Raw genomic sequence first — 15,721 nt, 5'->3', positions numbered from 1 at the left:
CGTCGGGACGCAATAATGCCGAATCCAATACATCAGGGCGGTTAGTTGCGGCAAGAATGATGATCCCTGAGTCAGTACCGAAACCATCCATCTCAACCAATAGCTGGTTCAGGGTGTTTTCGCGCTCATCGTTACCGCCTACAATATTGTTTTTACCACGGGCGCGGCCAATGGCATCAATCTCATCAATAAATATGATACAAGGCGCTTTGTCTTTTGCCTGGCGGAACAGATCGCGCACACGTGATGCACCCACACCTACAAACATTTCCACAAAATCAGAACCTGATAACGAGAAGAAAGGCACCTGCGCCTCGCCGGCAACTGCTTTGGCCAATAGGGTTTTACCTGTACCCGGCGAGCCTACCAATAGCGCGCCTTTAGGTATTTTACCACCCGTGGTTAGTATATTTTTAGGATTTTTAAGGAAATCAACAATCTCCATAACTTCCTGCTTAGCCTCTTCAAGGCCCGCAACATCATTAAACGTTACTGATACCTGTGCTTCCTTATCAAATAAAGTAGCTTTTGATTTGCCTATGTTGAAGATCTGGCCGCCGGGGCCGCCACCTGCACCACCACTCATGCGGCGCATAATGAACATCAGCACTGCAGCAAACAGGATGATCATGATAACGCTTTGCACCAGGCCGTTTGACAGCAGGCTGTCATGCGGTACATATTTAACACTTACTTTTTGGTTGTCAGGGACATCTTTTTGCGCGTTAGCTATTTTTTGATTTAAGCTTTCGTATGATCCTTCAGTAAAAGTATATTGTGCTTCGTTCCCGGTTGAACCAAAACGTTGTTGTGCTTTTTTTTTACATCGGCATAACGCGGTTTGTTTAGGCTATCTTTTTTAATATGTACTTCCGCAATTAAATAATCAGCGGTTTTGTAAGCTTCTACATAATCTACATCACCCGGCTTAAGCATTTCGTTTTCAAACTGCTTAAAATCAATTTGGGTAGAAGCATTATTATTTGAATAAAGCGCCACACCAACAAAGGCGGCTATAGCAACAGCATATAACCACATGAAATTAAACTTAGGAGGTTTGGGGGCTATTCGTTTATTAGGGATCTTTCTTATAGGTTTTGGCTTATCCAATTTCTTATCTTCCATTTTTATTTTATCTCACTTGTAATTAATTAAACTACCGGCGGTTAAGCGCTTTTGTAGTTTTTATTTCGGCATCGCCCCACAGATCCTCTACACCATAATATTCACGCTTGTCTGTACGGAAAACGTGGATCACCACATTTACATAATCTAATAATATCCATTCGCCATATTCAAGGCCCTCTTTACGCCGGGGCTCCTGCTTAACGGCTTTGAAGATCTCGTCCTCAATACTATTGGCAATTGCTTTAACTTGTGTGGTTGAGTCGGCATGACATATTACAAAATAATCTGTCACCGAACTGTTAAGGTTTCGCAGGTCTAACCTGACAATGTCGTTACCCTTTTTTCCTGTATGCCATGAATGGCTAATTCAGAAATATAAGCTGATTCACTCGTCGCTTTATTTTTTACCATCAAAAAGAATTAGTTTTGAACGTTTTTAGTTAAGCATTATTATAAATATAACATTGCAAAATAACATATTTTCAGGATTATTTGTTGGACAAAATTTACTGACATTAAAAGAAGTTGACTCGACCAACAATTTCCTTAAAAAGTTATTGTCAAATTCTAAGCCAGTACCAGAGGGAACGGTCATTATGGCAGAACACCAGTTTGCCGGCCGCGGGCAACAAAACAACCAATGGCATGCCGAGCCGGGCAAAAACCTAACGTTCAGTGTGTTGTTAAAACCAACTTTTTTAGCCGTTGCCGATCAGTTTGATCTAACACGCGCCATAAGTTTGGCCGTTTATGATACACTGTGTCCGATACTGGGCGATCAGTTAAAAATAAAATGGCCCAACGATATTTATTATGGCGATAAAAAGCTGGGCGGGATGCTGATTGAGAACTTATTACAGGGCAGCGTTATAAAAAACGCCATAATTGGTCTAGGCATAAATATAAACCAGAAAACTTCCCCGAAGGCGCAACTAATGCAACCTCTGTAAAACAGATATTACAGAAGGATTACGATATAAGAAATATATTAGCAGACATTTGCAACCACATTGAAGCTTATTATCTTGCACTTAAAGCAGGTAAAATAAACTTTGTAAGGAATACCTATTTAGACCGACTATATTGGTTTAATCAAAACAAACGTTTTAAGGCAGCCGGCGAAATATTTAACGGTATTATTACCGGTGTTAAACAAAACGGGTTACTTGTAGTCAATAAAAACGGCGAAGAAACAACCTATAACCTGAAAGAAATAGAATTTTTAAATAAAGAATAATATAACATCCATGAAAAAAGTATTTGCAGTGGCGATAGCCCCGGTTTTGACAGCAGGCGCTTATGCGCAGGTTTTAACCCCGGTTAAATGGGCGTATGCGGCTAAAAAACCAGCGCTACAGAAGTAACCGTATTATTAAAAGCGACGATTGATGCCGGCTGGCACATCTACTCGCAAAATGTTAAAGACGGCGGGCCTATTAAAACATCGTTTACCTTTGCTAAATCAAAAGATTATACTTTGGTAGGTAAAGCCATAGAGCCTAAGCCAGTAACCAAATATGAGGATGCTTTTAAAATGAATGTAAGCTACTTTGAAAAAGAGGTTGTTTTTACGCAAAAAATTAAACTGAAATCAGCAAATGTTACGGCCATTAAAGGCTCGTTAGAATACATGACCTGTAACAACCAAAAATGTCTGCCACCAGAGGATGTTAACTTTACTATCCCGGTAGGTAAATAATAGCACCCGATGACAGCAGCAGTTAACCGCTTTTTTAGCAGAACCATATTTTTTATTTGCCTTGCGACGATAGGCTTTTCTGTAGCAGGCATCGCTTCGGCCCGGGCGCAAAGCGCGGATACAAGCGGTGTAAACTTTACCAGCATACCTACCGCGGCCGATAGTATTGCTATGCGTAAAAGGCGCAGCTTGCACAAGCGGCGAAAGAAAACATACACAATACTGCTGCTACGTCAAAGAAAGCTAAATCGCTTTGGGAGATATTTATTGAAGGGTTCTTAGGTGGGTTTGCGGCGGTGATAATGCCTTGTATCTATCCGCTGTTGCCGTTAACGGTTAGCTTTTTTACCAAGAAAGCGGGCTCAAGGGCTAAAGGTGTTGGGCAGTCATTGCTTTATGGTTTATCTATTATTGTTATTTATGTAGGTTTAGGGGTTATTATATCCGCCTTTTTTGGGTCGGATGCGTTAAACGCGTTGGCTACTAATGGGGCCTTCAATATATTCTTCTTCCTGTTATTGGTAGTGTTTGGTATCTCGTTTTTGGGTGCTTTTGAAATTACACTGCCAAGTTCATTAGGCAATAAGCTGGATGCAAATGCAGATAAAGGCGGCTTGGCCGGGATATTCTTTATGGCGGCTACACTTGTTGTGGTATCATTTTCATGTACCGGCCCAATTATCGGAACGTTGTTGGTTGATGCCGCATCAAAAGGCGACAGGTTAGCGCCAGCCATTGGTATGCTTGGTTTTTCGGCAGCTTTGGCGCTGCCATTTACTACTTTCGCTTTGTTCCCGTCGGCGTTAAAATCGCTGCCAAAATCTGGGGGCTGGTTAAATACCGTAAAGGTGGTATTGGGTTTTTTAGAGATAGGCTTTGCTTTAAAATTCTTATCAAACGTAGATCTGGCTTATCACTGGAACTGGTTTGACCGCGAGATATTCTTATCACTTTGGATAGCCTTAGGATTTTTATTGGGGCTGTATTTAATTGGCAAGATCAAATTCTCGCATGACAGCGATGTTGATCACGTTTCTGTGCCGAGATTTTTATGTCGGTAATTGTGTTTGCGTTTACGGTTTATATGATACCCGGCTTATGGGGCGCGCCTTTAAAATCTATCAGCGCGTTTTTGCCGCCAATGGCTACGCAGGATTTTGATCTGTCGCCAATTCCGGGGGGCAACAACAAACGCCGCGCAGGTTAAACAATCAGCTCTGGTAAAAAAATATGCCGACAACTATACCCGTATAGCAACCCGCGGCCTTGATGCATGGTACGATTATGATCAGGCTTTACAGGTATCAAAGGAATTGAAGAAGCCAATAATGATAGATTTTACCGGCTTTAACTGTGTTAATTGCCGAAAGATGGAAGCTGACGTTTGGACCGACCCGCGTGTTTTTAATCATTTAAAAACGACTTTATTCTATTGCAATTAGTTGTTGATGATAAGGCAGAACTGCCCGAGGCTGAAAGGTTCACCTCGGCCTACAGCGGTAAAAAAATAACCACACTGGGTGGTAAATGGAGCGATTTTGAGGCCTCACGATATAATGCTAATTCGCAACCGCTATATGTTTTGTTGGATGGTGACGGCAATTTATTGGTTGATAGTACCGGTAAACAAATCGCGCCCTCGCCGGCAAACTATAATGTGGAAAGCTACCTTAAATTTTTAGAAAGCGGAATTACAGCTTATAAAAGCATTAAATAAAGCTAAAATATTGTAAATTCGCGGCGCAATTGCTACCGTAGCGGCGATTGCAAAACCCAAGTAGAAAATATCTGCCCGTAATTACAATGACTCCAATAAAGAAAATAGGACTTTTTACGTCCGGCAGCGATGCCCCCGGAATGAACGCTGCTATAAGAGCCGTTATACGTACCGCTGTTTTTAATAATATCGAAATTGCCGGTATCCTGCGTGGTTTCGATGGACTTATAAATGGTGACATTATACCGTTAAATACTAAGTCAGCATCTAATATTATCTCGCGTGGCGGAACCATATTAAAATCCGGTCGCAGTGAGTTATTTAAAACTACCGAAGGCCGTGATAAAGCTTACCAGCATCTTAAAGAACATGGCATTGATGCGTTGGTTGCATTAGGGGTAATGGTACTATTAAAGGGCTTAAAGAATTTTGTGAGGAACATTCTGATATTAAAAGCATTACTGTACCCTGCACTATTGATAATGACCTGCGCGGATCTGATTTTACCGTAGGCTATGATACTGCCATTAATACGGTGATTGAAGCCGTTGATAAGATAAGGGAGACTGCCGAAAGCCATGATAGGTTATTTATTGTTGAAGTTATGGGTGCCGACTCGGGCATGATTGCCCTGCGTACGGGTATAGCTGTTGGTGCCGAAGCTATTATGGTACCCGAAACAAAGTCAGACATTAATGCCCTGTTTGCTCGTTTAGAACGTGGTCGTAAAGACAAAACATCAAAAATTGTTATGGTTGCCGAAGGTAATGAACCAGGCGGCGCATTTGAGATCGGTAAAGCTATAGTGGAGCGGTTCCCGCATTATGATACCCGGGTATCTATATTGGGCCACATACAGCGTGGAGGCAAACCAACCTGTATGGACCGTGTATTGGCAAGCCTTTTAGGCGTAGGTGCTGTTGAGGGGTTGTTAAAAGGCCACACCGGCGAAATGGTTGGTTTGATACACAATGAAATTACCTATACGCCATATAGCCAATCTGTTAAACACCATCTTGATGTTAACGACGAATTTATAAGGATAGTAGAGATGCTGTCTTTATAAGTATTGAGTTTTGGGTGGTAAGTGTTGAGTGATGGTTCTAACTCACCACCCAAGACTCAATACTTAAAACTAAAGCAGCTTCGCTGCCACTTCCTTCCAGTTATTTACGCGCTCATATTCGGTAAGGTTAACATTATGAGGCGAGGTAAATAATAACTTCCTTCCATTAAAACGGGTAAAGTTTTTGGTACGGTCATCTATCATGATATCGGTATTCACAATTTTATATCCGCAGAACATAATATTGGTCCATGATATAAACGGGAAATAGTCGGCCAGCCATGCTTGTTTATCTTCTAACGATAGCGGGAACTCGGTTGCAGCTGATACGATAAACACTTCGTATTTTTCATGTAGCGCTTTAACTACTTCCCGGCTATCGGGTATAACTTTCAGGTCGCGGAAGAAACCTTTGCGGTTAATATATTCGCGTAGGGTATGGTCAAGCTCGGGCGGCAGCAATTCTCTAAACTCTTTATCGTGCATTTGGTCAAGAGTGTAGTTGTAGCCGTGTTCTTGCTGGTATATGGTTATAAATTTGTCAATGGGGTCGGCAATAACCTCATCCATATCTATAGCTATGCTTAGTTTGTTCATGGGCGCAAATGTCCAGTTTTTGAACTTAAATACCTCATTTTGAAGTTTGTTTTTTTATTCCGGATATAATTGCTACCTTTGCGTCCCCGCTGAAAGAAACTCCGGGGGAATGTTGAACACATAATTAAAAACAAAAATGGCAACTAAAATCAGATTGCAAAGACATGGTAAAAAAGGTAAACCCTTTTATTACATTGTTGTAGCAGACGCTCGTGCACCGCGTGACGGTCGCTTTATTGAGCGCTTAGGGTCGTACAACCCAAACACTAATCCTGCAACTATCGATATTAATTTCGACAAAACTCTTAACTGGGTTAATGATGGTGCACAACCAACAGACACTTGTCGTGCGATATTAGCATACAAAGGTGTTATGTACAAAAACACTTACAAGGTGGTGTGAAAAAGGTGCTTTAACCGCAGAACAAGCAGAAACTAAATTTGCTGAGTGGTTAGATCAGAAAGAAAGCAAGATCACCGGTAAAAATCAGACTTAAATTCAGCTAAAGATACAGCCCGCAAAGCTGCTCTTGCTGCTGAAGCTAAGAAGAAGGAAGATAAAGCTGCTGCTATCGCTGCAAAATATACTCCTCCTGCTGAAGAAGTTGAAGAAGAAGCACCAGTTGCTGAAACCGAAACAGAAGAAGCTCCGGTTGCTGAAGCTGCTACAGAAGAAGCACCAGCTGCTGAGGCTCCTGCAGAAGAAACTCCTGCTGCTGACAGCGCTGAGTAATTTAACTGAACAACATTTATATAATGGCGAAGCGACCTAACGGTGCTTCGCCATTGTTATTTAACCCCAGCCCCTCTCCGAGGGAGAGGGGGCTTTAATATAAACACAATAAAAAAGTCCTCTCCTTTGGAGAGGATTTAGGAGAGGTAATATGAAAATCGAAGACTGTTTCCGCATAGGTAGTGTATTAAAAACCAAGGGCCTCAAAGGCGAGATGCAAATGTATGTCGATTTTGATAATCTTGCAGATATTGAGTTTAACGCGCTGTTTATACAAATAGGCGGTAAGCTGGCACCATTTTTTGTTGAGTCTATTAAATACCTGCACAACGGGCAGGCTTATTTATACCGGAGGATGTTGATACGATAGAAAAAGCTGCCGCCCCGGTAAAAAAGGATATCTATCTGCCTAATAAATTAAAGCCGGTAAAAGGCGAAGAAGATTTTACGCTATATGATCTGGAAGGTTTCACTGTAGTTGATGAAGACGAGGGGGAATTAGGCCAGATAACCGATATTCATGAATACCCGCAGCAGTTAGTTGCTGCTGTAACCTATAAAGGCTGTGAAGTTTTGTTCCCGCTTAATGAAGATATTATTGTAGGTATTGATGTGGTGAAAGAAATACTTACGGTTGATTTGCCGGAAGGGCTACTGGATATTTATTTGGAGTAAGAATAAATTCAAGAGTTAAAAAACAGGAGCCAAGAATGAATTAAATTCGTTTCTTGGCTTTTTTATCTGTCAAAAATAATTTGTCAAATATATTTGACATTTGTAAAGTTTGTTTTACATTTGGTAAATCAAACTTTACAATATGAAAGAACGTTTTTTATTTCCGTATTGGTGCAAGTACCGGGCATAATATTGTTCCTTGCACACCTGCCTATTCTCATCATCAAAAAAATGATGCATGTGCAATTTGATGTCGCCGACACCAGCCTATTTAATGGGCAACATATTTTTTATATCACAACGGCACTCACAATGGTGATTGGTTTATTTATGATTGCATTCTCCAAAGAAAAGATAGAGGACGAGCAGATCTCGCAACTAAGGCTCGAATCATTAAAGTGGGCAATCTGTTTTAATTATTTATTACTGATAATCAGTCTTACATTTACTAAGGGATATGATGCTATAGATATCCTGCGGATGAATTTATGGCTACCACTGATGGTTTTTATCCTATTATTCAGATGGAAACTGTACCGTAATAACCGGTTAATTAAAGACGACGCTCTATGAAAAACTCCATCCGTATAGAGCGAGCCATAAAAAATATCACCCAGGCCGACCTTGCCGAGCTGATAGGTGTATCGCGCCAAACTATTAATACTATTGAGAGTAACCGGTATGTGCCATCAACCGTCCTCGCCTTAAAAATTGCCCGGGTATTTGGCAAACCGGTTGAGGAAATATTTAATTTAGAAGATACGGATTAAGCCCCTAACCCCGGGGGAACCAAATAAATTAAATTTATGGAACAACATAATTCACCTTCAAAAAACTCCCCTTTAGGGGGCGGAGGGTACGGCTTTTGCCCCCTTGCTTACTATCCGCAAGGGTGTAACTAATATTGGTTTTTATAAAACAGCCTTTGGTGCGGTTGAAAACTGGCGGCTTAATAATGATGACGGTACCTTACACGTGGCCGAGTTGCTGATAGACGGCGCAATGTTCCACCTGCACGAAATGATGCCAACAAGCCCTGAAAAGATAAGTCCGGATGCGTTTAATACCAGTACCGTAACTATTGGATTATTTACTGCCGACGTGCATAGCGTGTTTAATCAGGCCATTGCAGCCGGGGCTATCGTTCTGTCGCCGGTTACTGACTACGAATATGGCTACCGCCGGGGTGAATTGAAAGATCCCTTCGGGCACCATTGGGTAATACAATGCCAAATACCTGCATCGCCGGATTGGAAATATTAGTCCGAAATATTATTATTTCTTTCGGACTTCCCGACTTTTCGGACTTCCCGACTCAAACCCTATCTTTGCCCCATGCGTTTTGATATCATCACTGTATTGCCCGGTTTGTTGGAAAGCCCTTTTGCCCATTCTATTTTACAGCGTGCGCAAAAAAGGGAATTGCTGAAATTGTGGTACATAACCTGCGCGATTATGCGCCCGGCAAACAAAAAAGCGTTGATGACTATCCCTACGGTGGCGGCAGCGGCATGGTAATGACTATTGAGCCTTTTGCCAAATGTATTGATGCTTTGAAGGCAGAGCGTGAATATGACGAGGTTATCTTCATGTCGCCCGATGGCGAGACGCTTAACCGTGGCTATGGCCAACCAACTATCCATTAAACAAAATATCATTATTCTTTGTGGTCATTATAAAGGGATCGATCAGCGCATCCGCGATATCTATGTTACCCGCGAGATCTCAGTAGGCGATTATGTACTATCAGGCGGCGAACTGCCTGCAGCTATTGTGGTTGATGCCGTAGTAAGATTGATACCGGCGTATTGTCGGATGAAACATCGGCCCTGTCTGATTCTTTCCAGGACGGCCTGCTGGATGCACCAGTGTATACCCGCCCGGCTGATTGGAACGGCCACAAAGTGCCCGATATACTTTTAAGCGGCAATACTCCCGAAATAGAAAAATGGCGCTTTGAGCAGGCGGTTGAGCGGACAAAGCAAAGACGGCCAGATCTGTTAGACGAGTAATATTTGGTATCTATTTATATTGTAATTGTTGCTTTTTACCCCATCCCGCTGGTTCAAAATACTTTTTTAACTTAAGCAAGTGTTTTTCAAAACCATAAAAGCTAATGGTTGCGATAACGTAGCTTGAACCAAAACAAATCAACGCGTTTATCCAAATATTTTTACTGGCGAATAAATTATTATATATCATATATATCATTGGGTGATATACATAAAGCCCGTAGCTTATTTTGCCGGTAAATCTTAAGAAAGGCTGGCTCATTACGGCATTCAGCCATGAACCATCCATAATTATCTTGCCTATTATGCACATATAAAAAAGCGCAATAACCGGGAATTTTATAATCTGCACCCAGTCATATCCTTTGCCACCTGTAAATTTCCGGGCGGTTAACATGGCTGCCGTGGCATATAAAAATAATAGTGTTAAACTTTAGCCTAAAGCGGCTTTGGTTAATTTCATACCAGGCCAGCAACGCACCAATGGCAAGGCCATCCATAATAGAAAATGTAAAATAAAATGTGCCGTAGCCAAAGTATATCAATAAACACCGGCACACAAGCGCAGCCACTACAATACCCGCAATTAAACGCGGTGTGTTTTTTATGGCTATATAATAAATTAATAGCGGCCAAAATAAATAAAAGTGCTCTTCAACAGCCAGGCTCCAATAATGTTGCGGGCCGTTGCTGGGTATCATAAACGTATCTGTAATATTTTGAATGTATAACCAATAAGGTGCAGATGAATAAGGCGATGGTGCATAATTGATAATTAACGGTATAATCAAATAGAAAATAACCAACCCCAAATAATATAGCGGGAATATGCGCAATGCCCGTTTAATGTAAAAATTTCGGAAATAATGCCTGTTGGCTTTTTGGTTTAGCAGTATCCGTGTAATTAAAAAGCCAGACAATACAAAAAATAATGTAACCCCCGTTTGCCCAAAAACGCCAACTTTGTGCAGGTAGTGTACTATGGGGCTAACGGTTATATCTCTATCTGGCATAAAATGGAAAAACATAACCATTAACGCTGCCACACCGCGCAACCCATCCAACTCTTTATAATATTTTAAACTCAATATGATAAGGTTTTAAATTTCTGTTTTAACTGTTATAAATATATTCATTATAAATGCATTTATCAATCTACGGCCATAAGTTATGCCTAAAACCATACGGGTTTTGTTAATAAAAAAAATTTGTTAATTTTTTAAAACAGACTTTTTATTATCAAAAATAATCCCTATAATTGCAATCCGATTTTTACGGGTTAAAAATCGCGTTTAGAGCTTAAAATCATGGATTTAGTAAAATTTGTAGAAGAGCAAACAGTAACAGTTAACAAGTTTCCGTCATTCAAAGCGGGTGATACTGTAAGCGTACATTATAAAATTAAAGAAGGAACCAAGGAGCGTATCCAGGTTTATCAGGGTGTGGTTATCCAACGTAACAGTGTTGGTGTGTCTGAAACATTTACAGTACGTAAAGTTTCAAACGGAATAGGTGTTGAGCGTATATTCCCTGCTAACTCGCCAAATATTGATAAAGTAGAAGTTAACAGCCACGGTAAAGTACGTCGCTCTAAACTTTACTACCTGCGTGCCCTTACCGGTAAAGCAGCTCGTATCAAATCAAAAAGAGTATAATTCCAACAATATTTATAAAAAGCCTTCCCGTACAACCGGGAGGGTTTTTTTTTTTTGTCTTGTTAATAAAAGAATTAGGTATCATTGTAACAAGCAAGCAGTAAAAAGCGTATATTATTTTTTTTTATAGCTTAATTTTATAAATTTGGTGAACTTGGGTTTTATAATTGGTTGATTTTCACTATCAAAAACTATAAAATCGGGCACCGAAAAAATTAACTTAATATATCATACAGCATAGCACCTTTAACCTAAAACAATAGCATGTTACTATCTCAATCGTTTTCCAGTTTAATTGAAAACAATAATTCTGCGTTACATAACACGTCTTCAGACCTTTTAAACGGTTTGAAGGTTTTCCACAACAGTCAATGGTACATCTGTGGTAATTTAGCTTTAAACGAAGGCCTTTCACCTCATAAACTACTTAATTCATCTCCAGAGGACCTGGACTATCAATTACTGGTAAAAGCAGCTATGTTGTTGGTTACTGATGATGTTGAGCAACCGGTAACAATTACTACAGGTTTCCCTTATGCTACTTACCGCATTTATAAAGATGTGGCAATTGAGCAATTAAAAAAGACACATATAGTTGAGTATGATGCGTCAACCTTTGGTGGTAACGGCAAAAGGACTTCAATACTTGATGTAAAAAATGTTGATGTGATCCCGGAGATAGTTGCCTGTTCTATAGCTTTGCGCAAAGGCGAAGAAGCGGCAAAAGGCAGTTTCTTTATACTAAGCTGTGGTTTCGGAACGTTTGAATCGGTGTTAAGCATGGACAGTGGCGTGGTTGAGCAAAGTATGATAAGCACACACGGCTTACGTTATGCTATTAACTACATGGCCAACGAATTACAAAAGAACCATTACCTTGAAATGCGCACCGTTAATGCATTGGATGATGCTTTCCAGAAAGGTTATTTGTTTATTAATAGAAAAAATATTGATGTTAGAGAGATCCGTAAGGCGGCTTTAAGATCATATTATGCCGAGGTAATATCGCCCAATTTAAGGAACGTTATTACCGATAAAAATTTAATGAAAACCAATAAAATTTACCTGTGCGGTGGTGGTATGTACTACCAGACCTGGTAGATTGCTTTAAGGCCGAGTTTGGCGAAATAGCGCAATTAGAGGTTGTGAGCGATCCTGCTTCATTAGCGAGTAAAGGTTATGCCCTAAACTCGTTACGTATATCAGGCGGCTTAGAAAAATCATCTATCGGTATTGATATTGGTAATGCAACAACTGTTGTAACCCGTTTCAGCAACGATCAATAATAATATCCATGTTAAGCATCTTTAAAAAAGAGTCACCAGATTAATTGAGCCAATAAGTAATATCAAAGACCTGATACGTGATGGTAATGATTACTTTTCGGACGAGTTTATTATATTGGATGAGAAGCTTACCGGCAACTTGTTTTGTGCCGAAAAGGTTGTTATTGACTTGCATGGCATACTTAAGGGTAACATCACTTCAAAAACCTGCCTGGTTACAGGTACGGTAAACGGTGATATTTTATCACTTGATTTGCTGGATATTAAAGCAACCGCAGTAGTTAGGGGCAACATTCAATCGGCTAAGGTAAATATCGAACCGGGAGCTGTGATTAACGGTTATATTACTGTTGGCGAGGATATAGAAGCACTAACCGAGCAGTGGAACAAAACTAAATTCAGCACTGACGATTACCTGACTACTAAATTGCATAACGAACTTTCAACCCTTACTAAAATAAGTGCTGCAACTATTGTTACAGAACAAAAGGTTGAACCTGGACTTGTAGCCGCAGTTAGCAAACAGGAGCTTAAGGCAGAACCTAAACCCCTTGTAGCCGCTGCAGCACCTAAAGAAGAAAAAAATTGAAGCGCAATTGCCTGTTGCCAAACCAACATTGGCCGCTGCTACGCCACCTAAAAAAGACGAAGAGCTTAATAACTCGCGTTGGTGGTAATAACATCAAATTATTAAAAAAGGGGCGGCTGAATTTTCTACCGCCCCTTTTTTATGTCAGATCTTGTATAGGCTAAAAAAGTATTTAAATACCTGGTAAAGTAGGTTTACAAATTATAGTATATAAATTCTATCTATTTTATAGAATTAATTTGGAAACATGAAATCTTTATTTATTTTTGTCCTGTCTGCTACCGGCAGGCGGGTTATTTATATGTTAAAAGATATCAAAAATCAATTTTTTATGCGAATGCCTCTTTCTCAAGGGGTCATGTGTTGCTGCTGTTAATTCGCTGCACACACAAAAATTCACATTTTAAATTATTTGATATCATTCCATGTTTCGCTTAGTACCATCCTTCGTTTATCGTTTCCGTTTTATTAGTATCCTGCTCATTGCCGGTACTGCTGTTTTATTGTTCAGCTCATTGCGTTGGGCTCCAAAGCATGCAGCTTACCGCGCATCAGCCGGTGATGCTGCTTATATACTGGCAGTAGGCCGGCACCATTTAAAAATAGACGGTAAGGAGCTGGCTTATCAGTCATCAACCGGATATCTAACTATTAAGGATCAAAAAGATCAACCATTAGCCAACATTTTTTACACTGCATATAATATAAATAGTAATATTACTCAACGCCCCATAACCTTTGTTTTTAATGGCGGACCGGGCTCGGCGGCTATATGGTTACATATGGGCGCTTTTGGCCCGGTGCGGGCAGATAATAAGGGTTATACTACTAACCCTAATTCATGGCTGGATTTTACCGATTTGGTTTTTATTGATCCGGTAGGTACAGGTTACAGTCAGGCCGCAGAAGGCGTAGATGCACGCCGCTTCCATGGCTACCGCGGGGATATCCACAGCATCGCCCAATTTATAAAGACTTATCTTGCGGCCAATCATCGCGAAGCAAGCCCTAAATTTTTAACCGGCGAAAGTTATGGCGCTGTCAGGGCCATAGGCCTGACAGCTTATTTGCAGGATAGCCTGCAAATTAAACTGGCGGGTTTAAACTTAATATCGCCGGCACTTAATTACCGGTTGGTGAGTTTCCGCAAGGGTAATGATAAACCGTTTAGTTATTATTTACCAACTTATGCTTTGGCCGCGCAGTATCACCGCCGCCTGTCGCCTGAATTGCAAAAGCAAACGCCTGCACAACTAATAGTAAAAGTGGCTGCGTTTAGTAACGGTACGTATGCAAAGTTTTTAAAAAGTGGGAAATCAATATCGGCTGACCTGGTAGATACGCTTAGCTACTTTACTGGATTGAATAAGGCACTACTAAAGCGAACCAATGGCCGTATAACCGACAGCCAGTTTACCAAAGAGTTGTTGGATAATAAAGTTACCGGCACATTTGATAGTCGTGCTGTCGGGCAAACTAATTCAGGTGACCCGAGCGAGTTGGCTATACGCAGTGTTTTTACCAAAGCATTCCAAAAATATGTAGATGCTGAATTAGGTTATGAAAACCACCTGCCTTACCCGGCTACAACAGCTATGGGCGATTGGAACTACGGGCCGGAAGCAGCTGATGGCTACCTTGATATTTCAGCAACACTTAAACAGGTGCTATTAAACAACCCCGATTTGAGGGTAAAAGTAAGCAGTGGTTTGTATGACCTGGCCACACCTGTTGCTACTATCAACTATGCTATTAATCATTTAGGATTATCACAAAAAGCAAAGCAAAATATTTCGGTTGATTATTATCATGAAGGACATATGATCTACCCGGGCAATGAGGCTAATGCCGGCTTTAAAAAAGCCGGCGAACAATTTTATCATCAAATATTACAAAAACTATCAAGCATACACTATGAAAATAAGGCGGAGTGGCCGAGTGGTTAGGTGAGGGTCTGCAAAACTCTTTACAACGGTTCGAATCCGTTCTCACGCCTCAATAAAAATCTCTCTCTCTCATAATTTGGTTTATAATTGGTTAAGTAAAGGCCCCTGCCCATCAGGGGCTTTACTTTTGTGTAGGAGCAATAAGCCATAATTGCCAGAAGTTGAAAATTACAAAAAGAGGCATAGCCCCGGCCAATATTGTAGCTACAGTTGAACCCGTAGAAAATAAAAGAAGATATTAAGAGCCATAGGCTCGGTCCATATAATATGCGTTGTGCTGAGTCAAAGGCAAACTGCGTGTTTAAACGATTAAATTTTTTGTAAAACACTTATTATCAATTTCTTACCCATAAATCTTGTTTCACGTGTTTCATCTGTTTCACCCACGCGTGAAACAAACACCGTTATTTGGTATTCGGATAGGCCTCCCTCAAAGTCTTTGCCTCTTCGGCTGTGATCTTCGACAAGCTGCCATGCCTTGCATCGGGTGGTATGCTGATATCCTGCTCGATGGTCCAGTGAAACAGGTCGGGCGACGATGAGATGCCATAATGGTCGGCCATCGGGAAGTCGTAATAGAGCAACCAGCCTTTAGGTTTCATGGGGTCGGCCATAACG

General features: G+C 40.7%; 22 protein-coding genes, 1 tRNA gene and 5 pseudogenes. 21 read left to right on the top strand and 7 right to left on the bottom strand.

What is annotated here, in order from left to right; translation table 11 throughout:
- The 3 genes and pseudogenes from HK413_RS15660 to rsfS all read right to left on the bottom strand — a co-directional run.
- Window positions 1–601 (bottom strand): annotated as a pseudogene (locus HK413_RS15660) (AAA family ATPase); the annotation flags it as partial.
- 140 nt (window positions 602–741) lie between these two features.
- Complete coding sequence (locus tag HK413_RS15655) at window positions 742–1,125, bottom strand: hypothetical protein (protein WP_217452327.1); 384 nt, start codon at window positions 1,123–1,125, stop codon at window positions 742–744.
- Between the two features lie 31 nt (window positions 1,126–1,156).
- Window positions 1,157–1,539, bottom strand: a pseudogene (gene rsfS, locus HK413_RS13665) (ribosome silencing factor).
- 53 nt (window positions 1,540–1,592) lie between these two features.
- On the opposite strand from rsfS, the gene HK413_RS18640 reads away from it, so the two are divergent.
- The 7 genes and pseudogenes from HK413_RS18640 to HK413_RS13645 all read left to right on the top strand — a co-directional run bounded on the left by HK413_RS18640 (window position 1,593) and on the right by HK413_RS13645 (window position 5,610).
- Complete coding sequence (locus tag HK413_RS18640; RefSeq protein WP_317169607.1) at window positions 1,593–2,078, top strand: biotin--[acetyl-CoA-carboxylase] ligase; 486 nt, start codon at window positions 1,593–1,595, stop codon at window positions 2,076–2,078.
- Window positions 2,079–2,512: 434 nt separating this feature from the next.
- Window positions 2,513–2,827, top strand: a complete 315-nt coding sequence (locus HK413_RS13655) for a protein-disulfide reductase DsbD domain-containing protein (protein WP_317169611.1) — start codon at window positions 2,513–2,515, stop codon at window positions 2,825–2,827.
- A 302-nt stretch (window positions 2,828–3,129) separates the two neighbouring features.
- Window positions 3,130–3,888 (top strand): protein-disulfide reductase DsbD family protein, encoded by a 759-nt coding sequence (locus tag HK413_RS18635; protein WP_246230552.1) that lies wholly within the window; start codon window positions 3,130–3,132, stop codon window positions 3,886–3,888.
- A complete protein-coding gene (locus tag HK413_RS18630) occupies window positions 3,879–4,034 on the top strand; it encodes a hypothetical protein (RefSeq protein WP_246230551.1) in 156 nt (51 codons plus the stop codon). Before HK413_RS18635 ends, HK413_RS18630 begins: the two co-directional genes overlap by 10 nt.
- Window positions 4,035–4,155: 121 nt before the next feature.
- The gene (locus HK413_RS18625) at window positions 4,156–4,269 is read left to right on the top strand and encodes a hypothetical protein (protein ID WP_246230554.1); all 114 of its coding nucleotides are present in this window, start codon (window positions 4,156–4,158) and stop codon (window positions 4,267–4,269) included.
- On the top strand, window positions 4,260–4,544 hold the full coding sequence (locus HK413_RS18620; protein WP_246230550.1) for a hypothetical protein: 285 nt from the start codon (window positions 4,260–4,262) through the stop codon (window positions 4,542–4,544). The genes HK413_RS18625 and HK413_RS18620 overlap by 10 nt, the downstream gene beginning before the upstream one ends.
- An 86-nt stretch (window positions 4,545–4,630) precedes the next feature.
- Window positions 4,631–5,610, top strand: a pseudogene (locus HK413_RS13645) (ATP-dependent 6-phosphofructokinase).
- 69 nt (window positions 5,611–5,679) lie between these two features.
- Here the strand turns inward: HK413_RS13645 and HK413_RS13640 are convergent.
- Window positions 5,680–6,207, bottom strand: coding sequence for a 5' nucleotidase, NT5C type (locus tag HK413_RS13640; RefSeq protein ID WP_246230549.1), 528 nt, complete (start codon window positions 6,205–6,207; stop codon window positions 5,680–5,682).
- 136 nt (window positions 6,208–6,343) lie between these two features.
- Between HK413_RS13640 and rpsP the strand changes: the two genes are divergently transcribed.
- The 8 genes and pseudogenes from rpsP (at window position 6,344) to trmD (ending at window position 9,627) form a co-directional block, all read left to right on the top strand.
- Window positions 6,344–6,610 (top strand): 30S ribosomal protein S16, encoded by a 267-nt coding sequence (gene rpsP / locus HK413_RS13635; protein WP_175270522.1) that lies wholly within the window; start codon window positions 6,344–6,346, stop codon window positions 6,608–6,610.
- Window positions 6,611–6,737: 127 nt separating this feature from the next.
- Window positions 6,738–6,980 (top strand): hypothetical protein, encoded by a 243-nt coding sequence (locus tag HK413_RS13630; protein WP_175270521.1) that lies wholly within the window; start codon window positions 6,738–6,740, stop codon window positions 6,978–6,980.
- A gap of 111 nt (window positions 6,981–7,091) precedes the next feature.
- Complete coding sequence (locus HK413_RS18615) at window positions 7,092–7,310, top strand: ribosome maturation factor RimM (RefSeq protein WP_246230548.1); 219 nt, start codon at window positions 7,092–7,094, stop codon at window positions 7,308–7,310.
- Window positions 7,259–7,615 (top strand): ribosome maturation factor RimM, encoded by a 357-nt coding sequence (locus HK413_RS21610; RefSeq protein ID WP_317169609.1) that lies wholly within the window; start codon window positions 7,259–7,261, stop codon window positions 7,613–7,615. The genes HK413_RS18615 and HK413_RS21610 overlap by 52 nt, the downstream gene beginning before the upstream one ends.
- Window positions 7,616–7,783: 168 nt before the next feature.
- Window positions 7,784–8,188, top strand: a complete 405-nt coding sequence (locus HK413_RS13620; RefSeq protein ID WP_175270520.1) for a hypothetical protein — start codon at window positions 7,784–7,786, stop codon at window positions 8,186–8,188.
- Entirely contained in the window at window positions 8,185–8,385 is a 201-nt protein-coding gene (locus HK413_RS13615; protein WP_175270519.1) for a helix-turn-helix transcriptional regulator, read from the top strand. The genes HK413_RS13620 and HK413_RS13615 overlap by 4 nt, the downstream gene beginning before the upstream one ends.
- A 103-nt stretch (window positions 8,386–8,488) precedes the next feature.
- Complete coding sequence (locus tag HK413_RS13610) at window positions 8,489–8,878, top strand: VOC family protein (protein WP_175270518.1); 390 nt, start codon at window positions 8,489–8,491, stop codon at window positions 8,876–8,878.
- A gap of 72 nt (window positions 8,879–8,950) precedes the next feature.
- A pseudogene (gene trmD, locus HK413_RS13605) lies at window positions 8,951–9,627 on the top strand (tRNA (guanosine(37)-N1)-methyltransferase TrmD).
- 10 nt (window positions 9,628–9,637) lie between these two features.
- Here the strand turns inward: trmD and HK413_RS13600 are convergent.
- Complete coding sequence (locus tag HK413_RS13600; protein WP_175270517.1) at window positions 9,638–9,979, bottom strand: acyltransferase family protein; 342 nt, start codon at window positions 9,977–9,979, stop codon at window positions 9,638–9,640.
- Between the two features lie 4 nt (window positions 9,980–9,983).
- Window positions 9,984–10,715, bottom strand: coding sequence for an acyltransferase family protein (locus HK413_RS13595; RefSeq protein WP_175270516.1), 732 nt, complete (start codon window positions 10,713–10,715; stop codon window positions 9,984–9,986).
- Between the two features lie 219 nt (window positions 10,716–10,934).
- Here HK413_RS13595 and rplS point away from each other — a divergent pair, with 219 nt between their 5' ends.
- The 6 genes from rplS (at window position 10,935) to HK413_RS13570 (ending at window position 15,153) form a co-directional block, all read left to right on the top strand.
- On the top strand, window positions 10,935–11,282 hold the full coding sequence (gene rplS, locus HK413_RS13590; RefSeq protein WP_175270515.1) for a 50S ribosomal protein L19: 348 nt from the start codon (window positions 10,935–10,937) through the stop codon (window positions 11,280–11,282).
- Window positions 11,283–11,546: 264 nt separating this feature from the next.
- Window positions 11,547–12,383: a ParM/StbA family protein gene (locus tag HK413_RS13585; protein WP_217452326.1), complete on the top strand. Its 837-nt coding sequence runs from the start codon at window positions 11,547–11,549 to the stop codon at window positions 12,381–12,383.
- Window positions 12,350–12,568, top strand: a complete 219-nt coding sequence (locus HK413_RS15650) for an RNA-binding protein (protein WP_217452325.1) — start codon at window positions 12,350–12,352, stop codon at window positions 12,566–12,568. Before HK413_RS13585 ends, HK413_RS15650 begins: the two co-directional genes overlap by 34 nt.
- 43 nt (window positions 12,569–12,611) lie before the next feature.
- Window positions 12,612–13,157, top strand: a complete 546-nt coding sequence (locus tag HK413_RS13580; protein ID WP_394353186.1) for a bactofilin family protein — start codon at window positions 12,612–12,614, stop codon at window positions 13,155–13,157.
- Between the two features lie 425 nt (window positions 13,158–13,582).
- Window positions 13,583–15,103, top strand: coding sequence for a S10 family peptidase (locus HK413_RS13575; protein ID WP_175270513.1), 1,521 nt, complete (start codon window positions 13,583–13,585; stop codon window positions 15,101–15,103).
- Window positions 15,082–15,153, top strand: a tRNA-Cys gene (locus tag HK413_RS13570). The genes HK413_RS13575 and HK413_RS13570 overlap by 22 nt, the downstream gene beginning before the upstream one ends.
- A gap of 354 nt (window positions 15,154–15,507) precedes the next feature.
- On the opposite strand, the pseudogene HK413_RS13565 reads toward HK413_RS13570, so the two are convergent.
- Window positions 15,508–15,721 (bottom strand): annotated as a pseudogene (locus tag HK413_RS13565) (1,4-beta-xylanase); the annotation flags it as partial.

Source organism: Mucilaginibacter humi (assembly GCF_013087555.1).
Note: the sequence above shows the minus strand (reverse complement) of the source record. Positions and strands in the feature narration are given on the sequence as shown.

Bases quoted from the DNA above. Each gene is read 5' to 3' on its own strand.
- HK413_RS15655 (WP_217452327.1), bottom strand. From the start codon at position 1,125: ATGGAAGATAAGAAATTGGATAAGCCAAAACCTATAAGAAAGATCCCT.
- HK413_RS18635 (WP_246230552.1), top strand. From the start codon at position 3,130: ATGCCTTGTATCTATCCGCTGTTGCCGTTAACGGTTAGCTTTTTTACC.
- HK413_RS18630 (WP_246230551.1), top strand. From the start codon at position 3,879: ATGTCGGTAATTGTGTTTGCGTTTACGGTTTATATGATACCCGGCTTA.
- HK413_RS18625 (WP_246230554.1), top strand. From the start codon at position 4,156: ATGATAGATTTTACCGGCTTTAACTGTGTTAATTGCCGAAAGATGGAA.
- HK413_RS13640 (WP_246230549.1), bottom strand. From the start codon at position 6,207: ATGAACAAACTAAGCATAGCTATAGATATGGATGAGGTTATTGCCGAC.
- rpsP (WP_175270522.1), top strand. From the start codon at position 6,344: ATGGCAACTAAAATCAGATTGCAAAGACATGGTAAAAAAGGTAAACCC.
- HK413_RS18615 (WP_246230548.1), top strand. From the start codon at position 7,092: ATGAAAATCGAAGACTGTTTCCGCATAGGTAGTGTATTAAAAACCAAG.
- HK413_RS13615 (WP_175270519.1), top strand. From the start codon at position 8,185: ATGAAAAACTCCATCCGTATAGAGCGAGCCATAAAAAATATCACCCAG.
- rplS (WP_175270515.1), top strand. From the start codon at position 10,935: ATGGATTTAGTAAAATTTGTAGAAGAGCAAACAGTAACAGTTAACAAG.
- HK413_RS13585 (WP_217452326.1), top strand. From the start codon at position 11,547: ATGTTACTATCTCAATCGTTTTCCAGTTTAATTGAAAACAATAATTCT.
- HK413_RS13575 (WP_175270513.1), top strand. From the start codon at position 13,583: ATGTTTCGCTTAGTACCATCCTTCGTTTATCGTTTCCGTTTTATTAGT.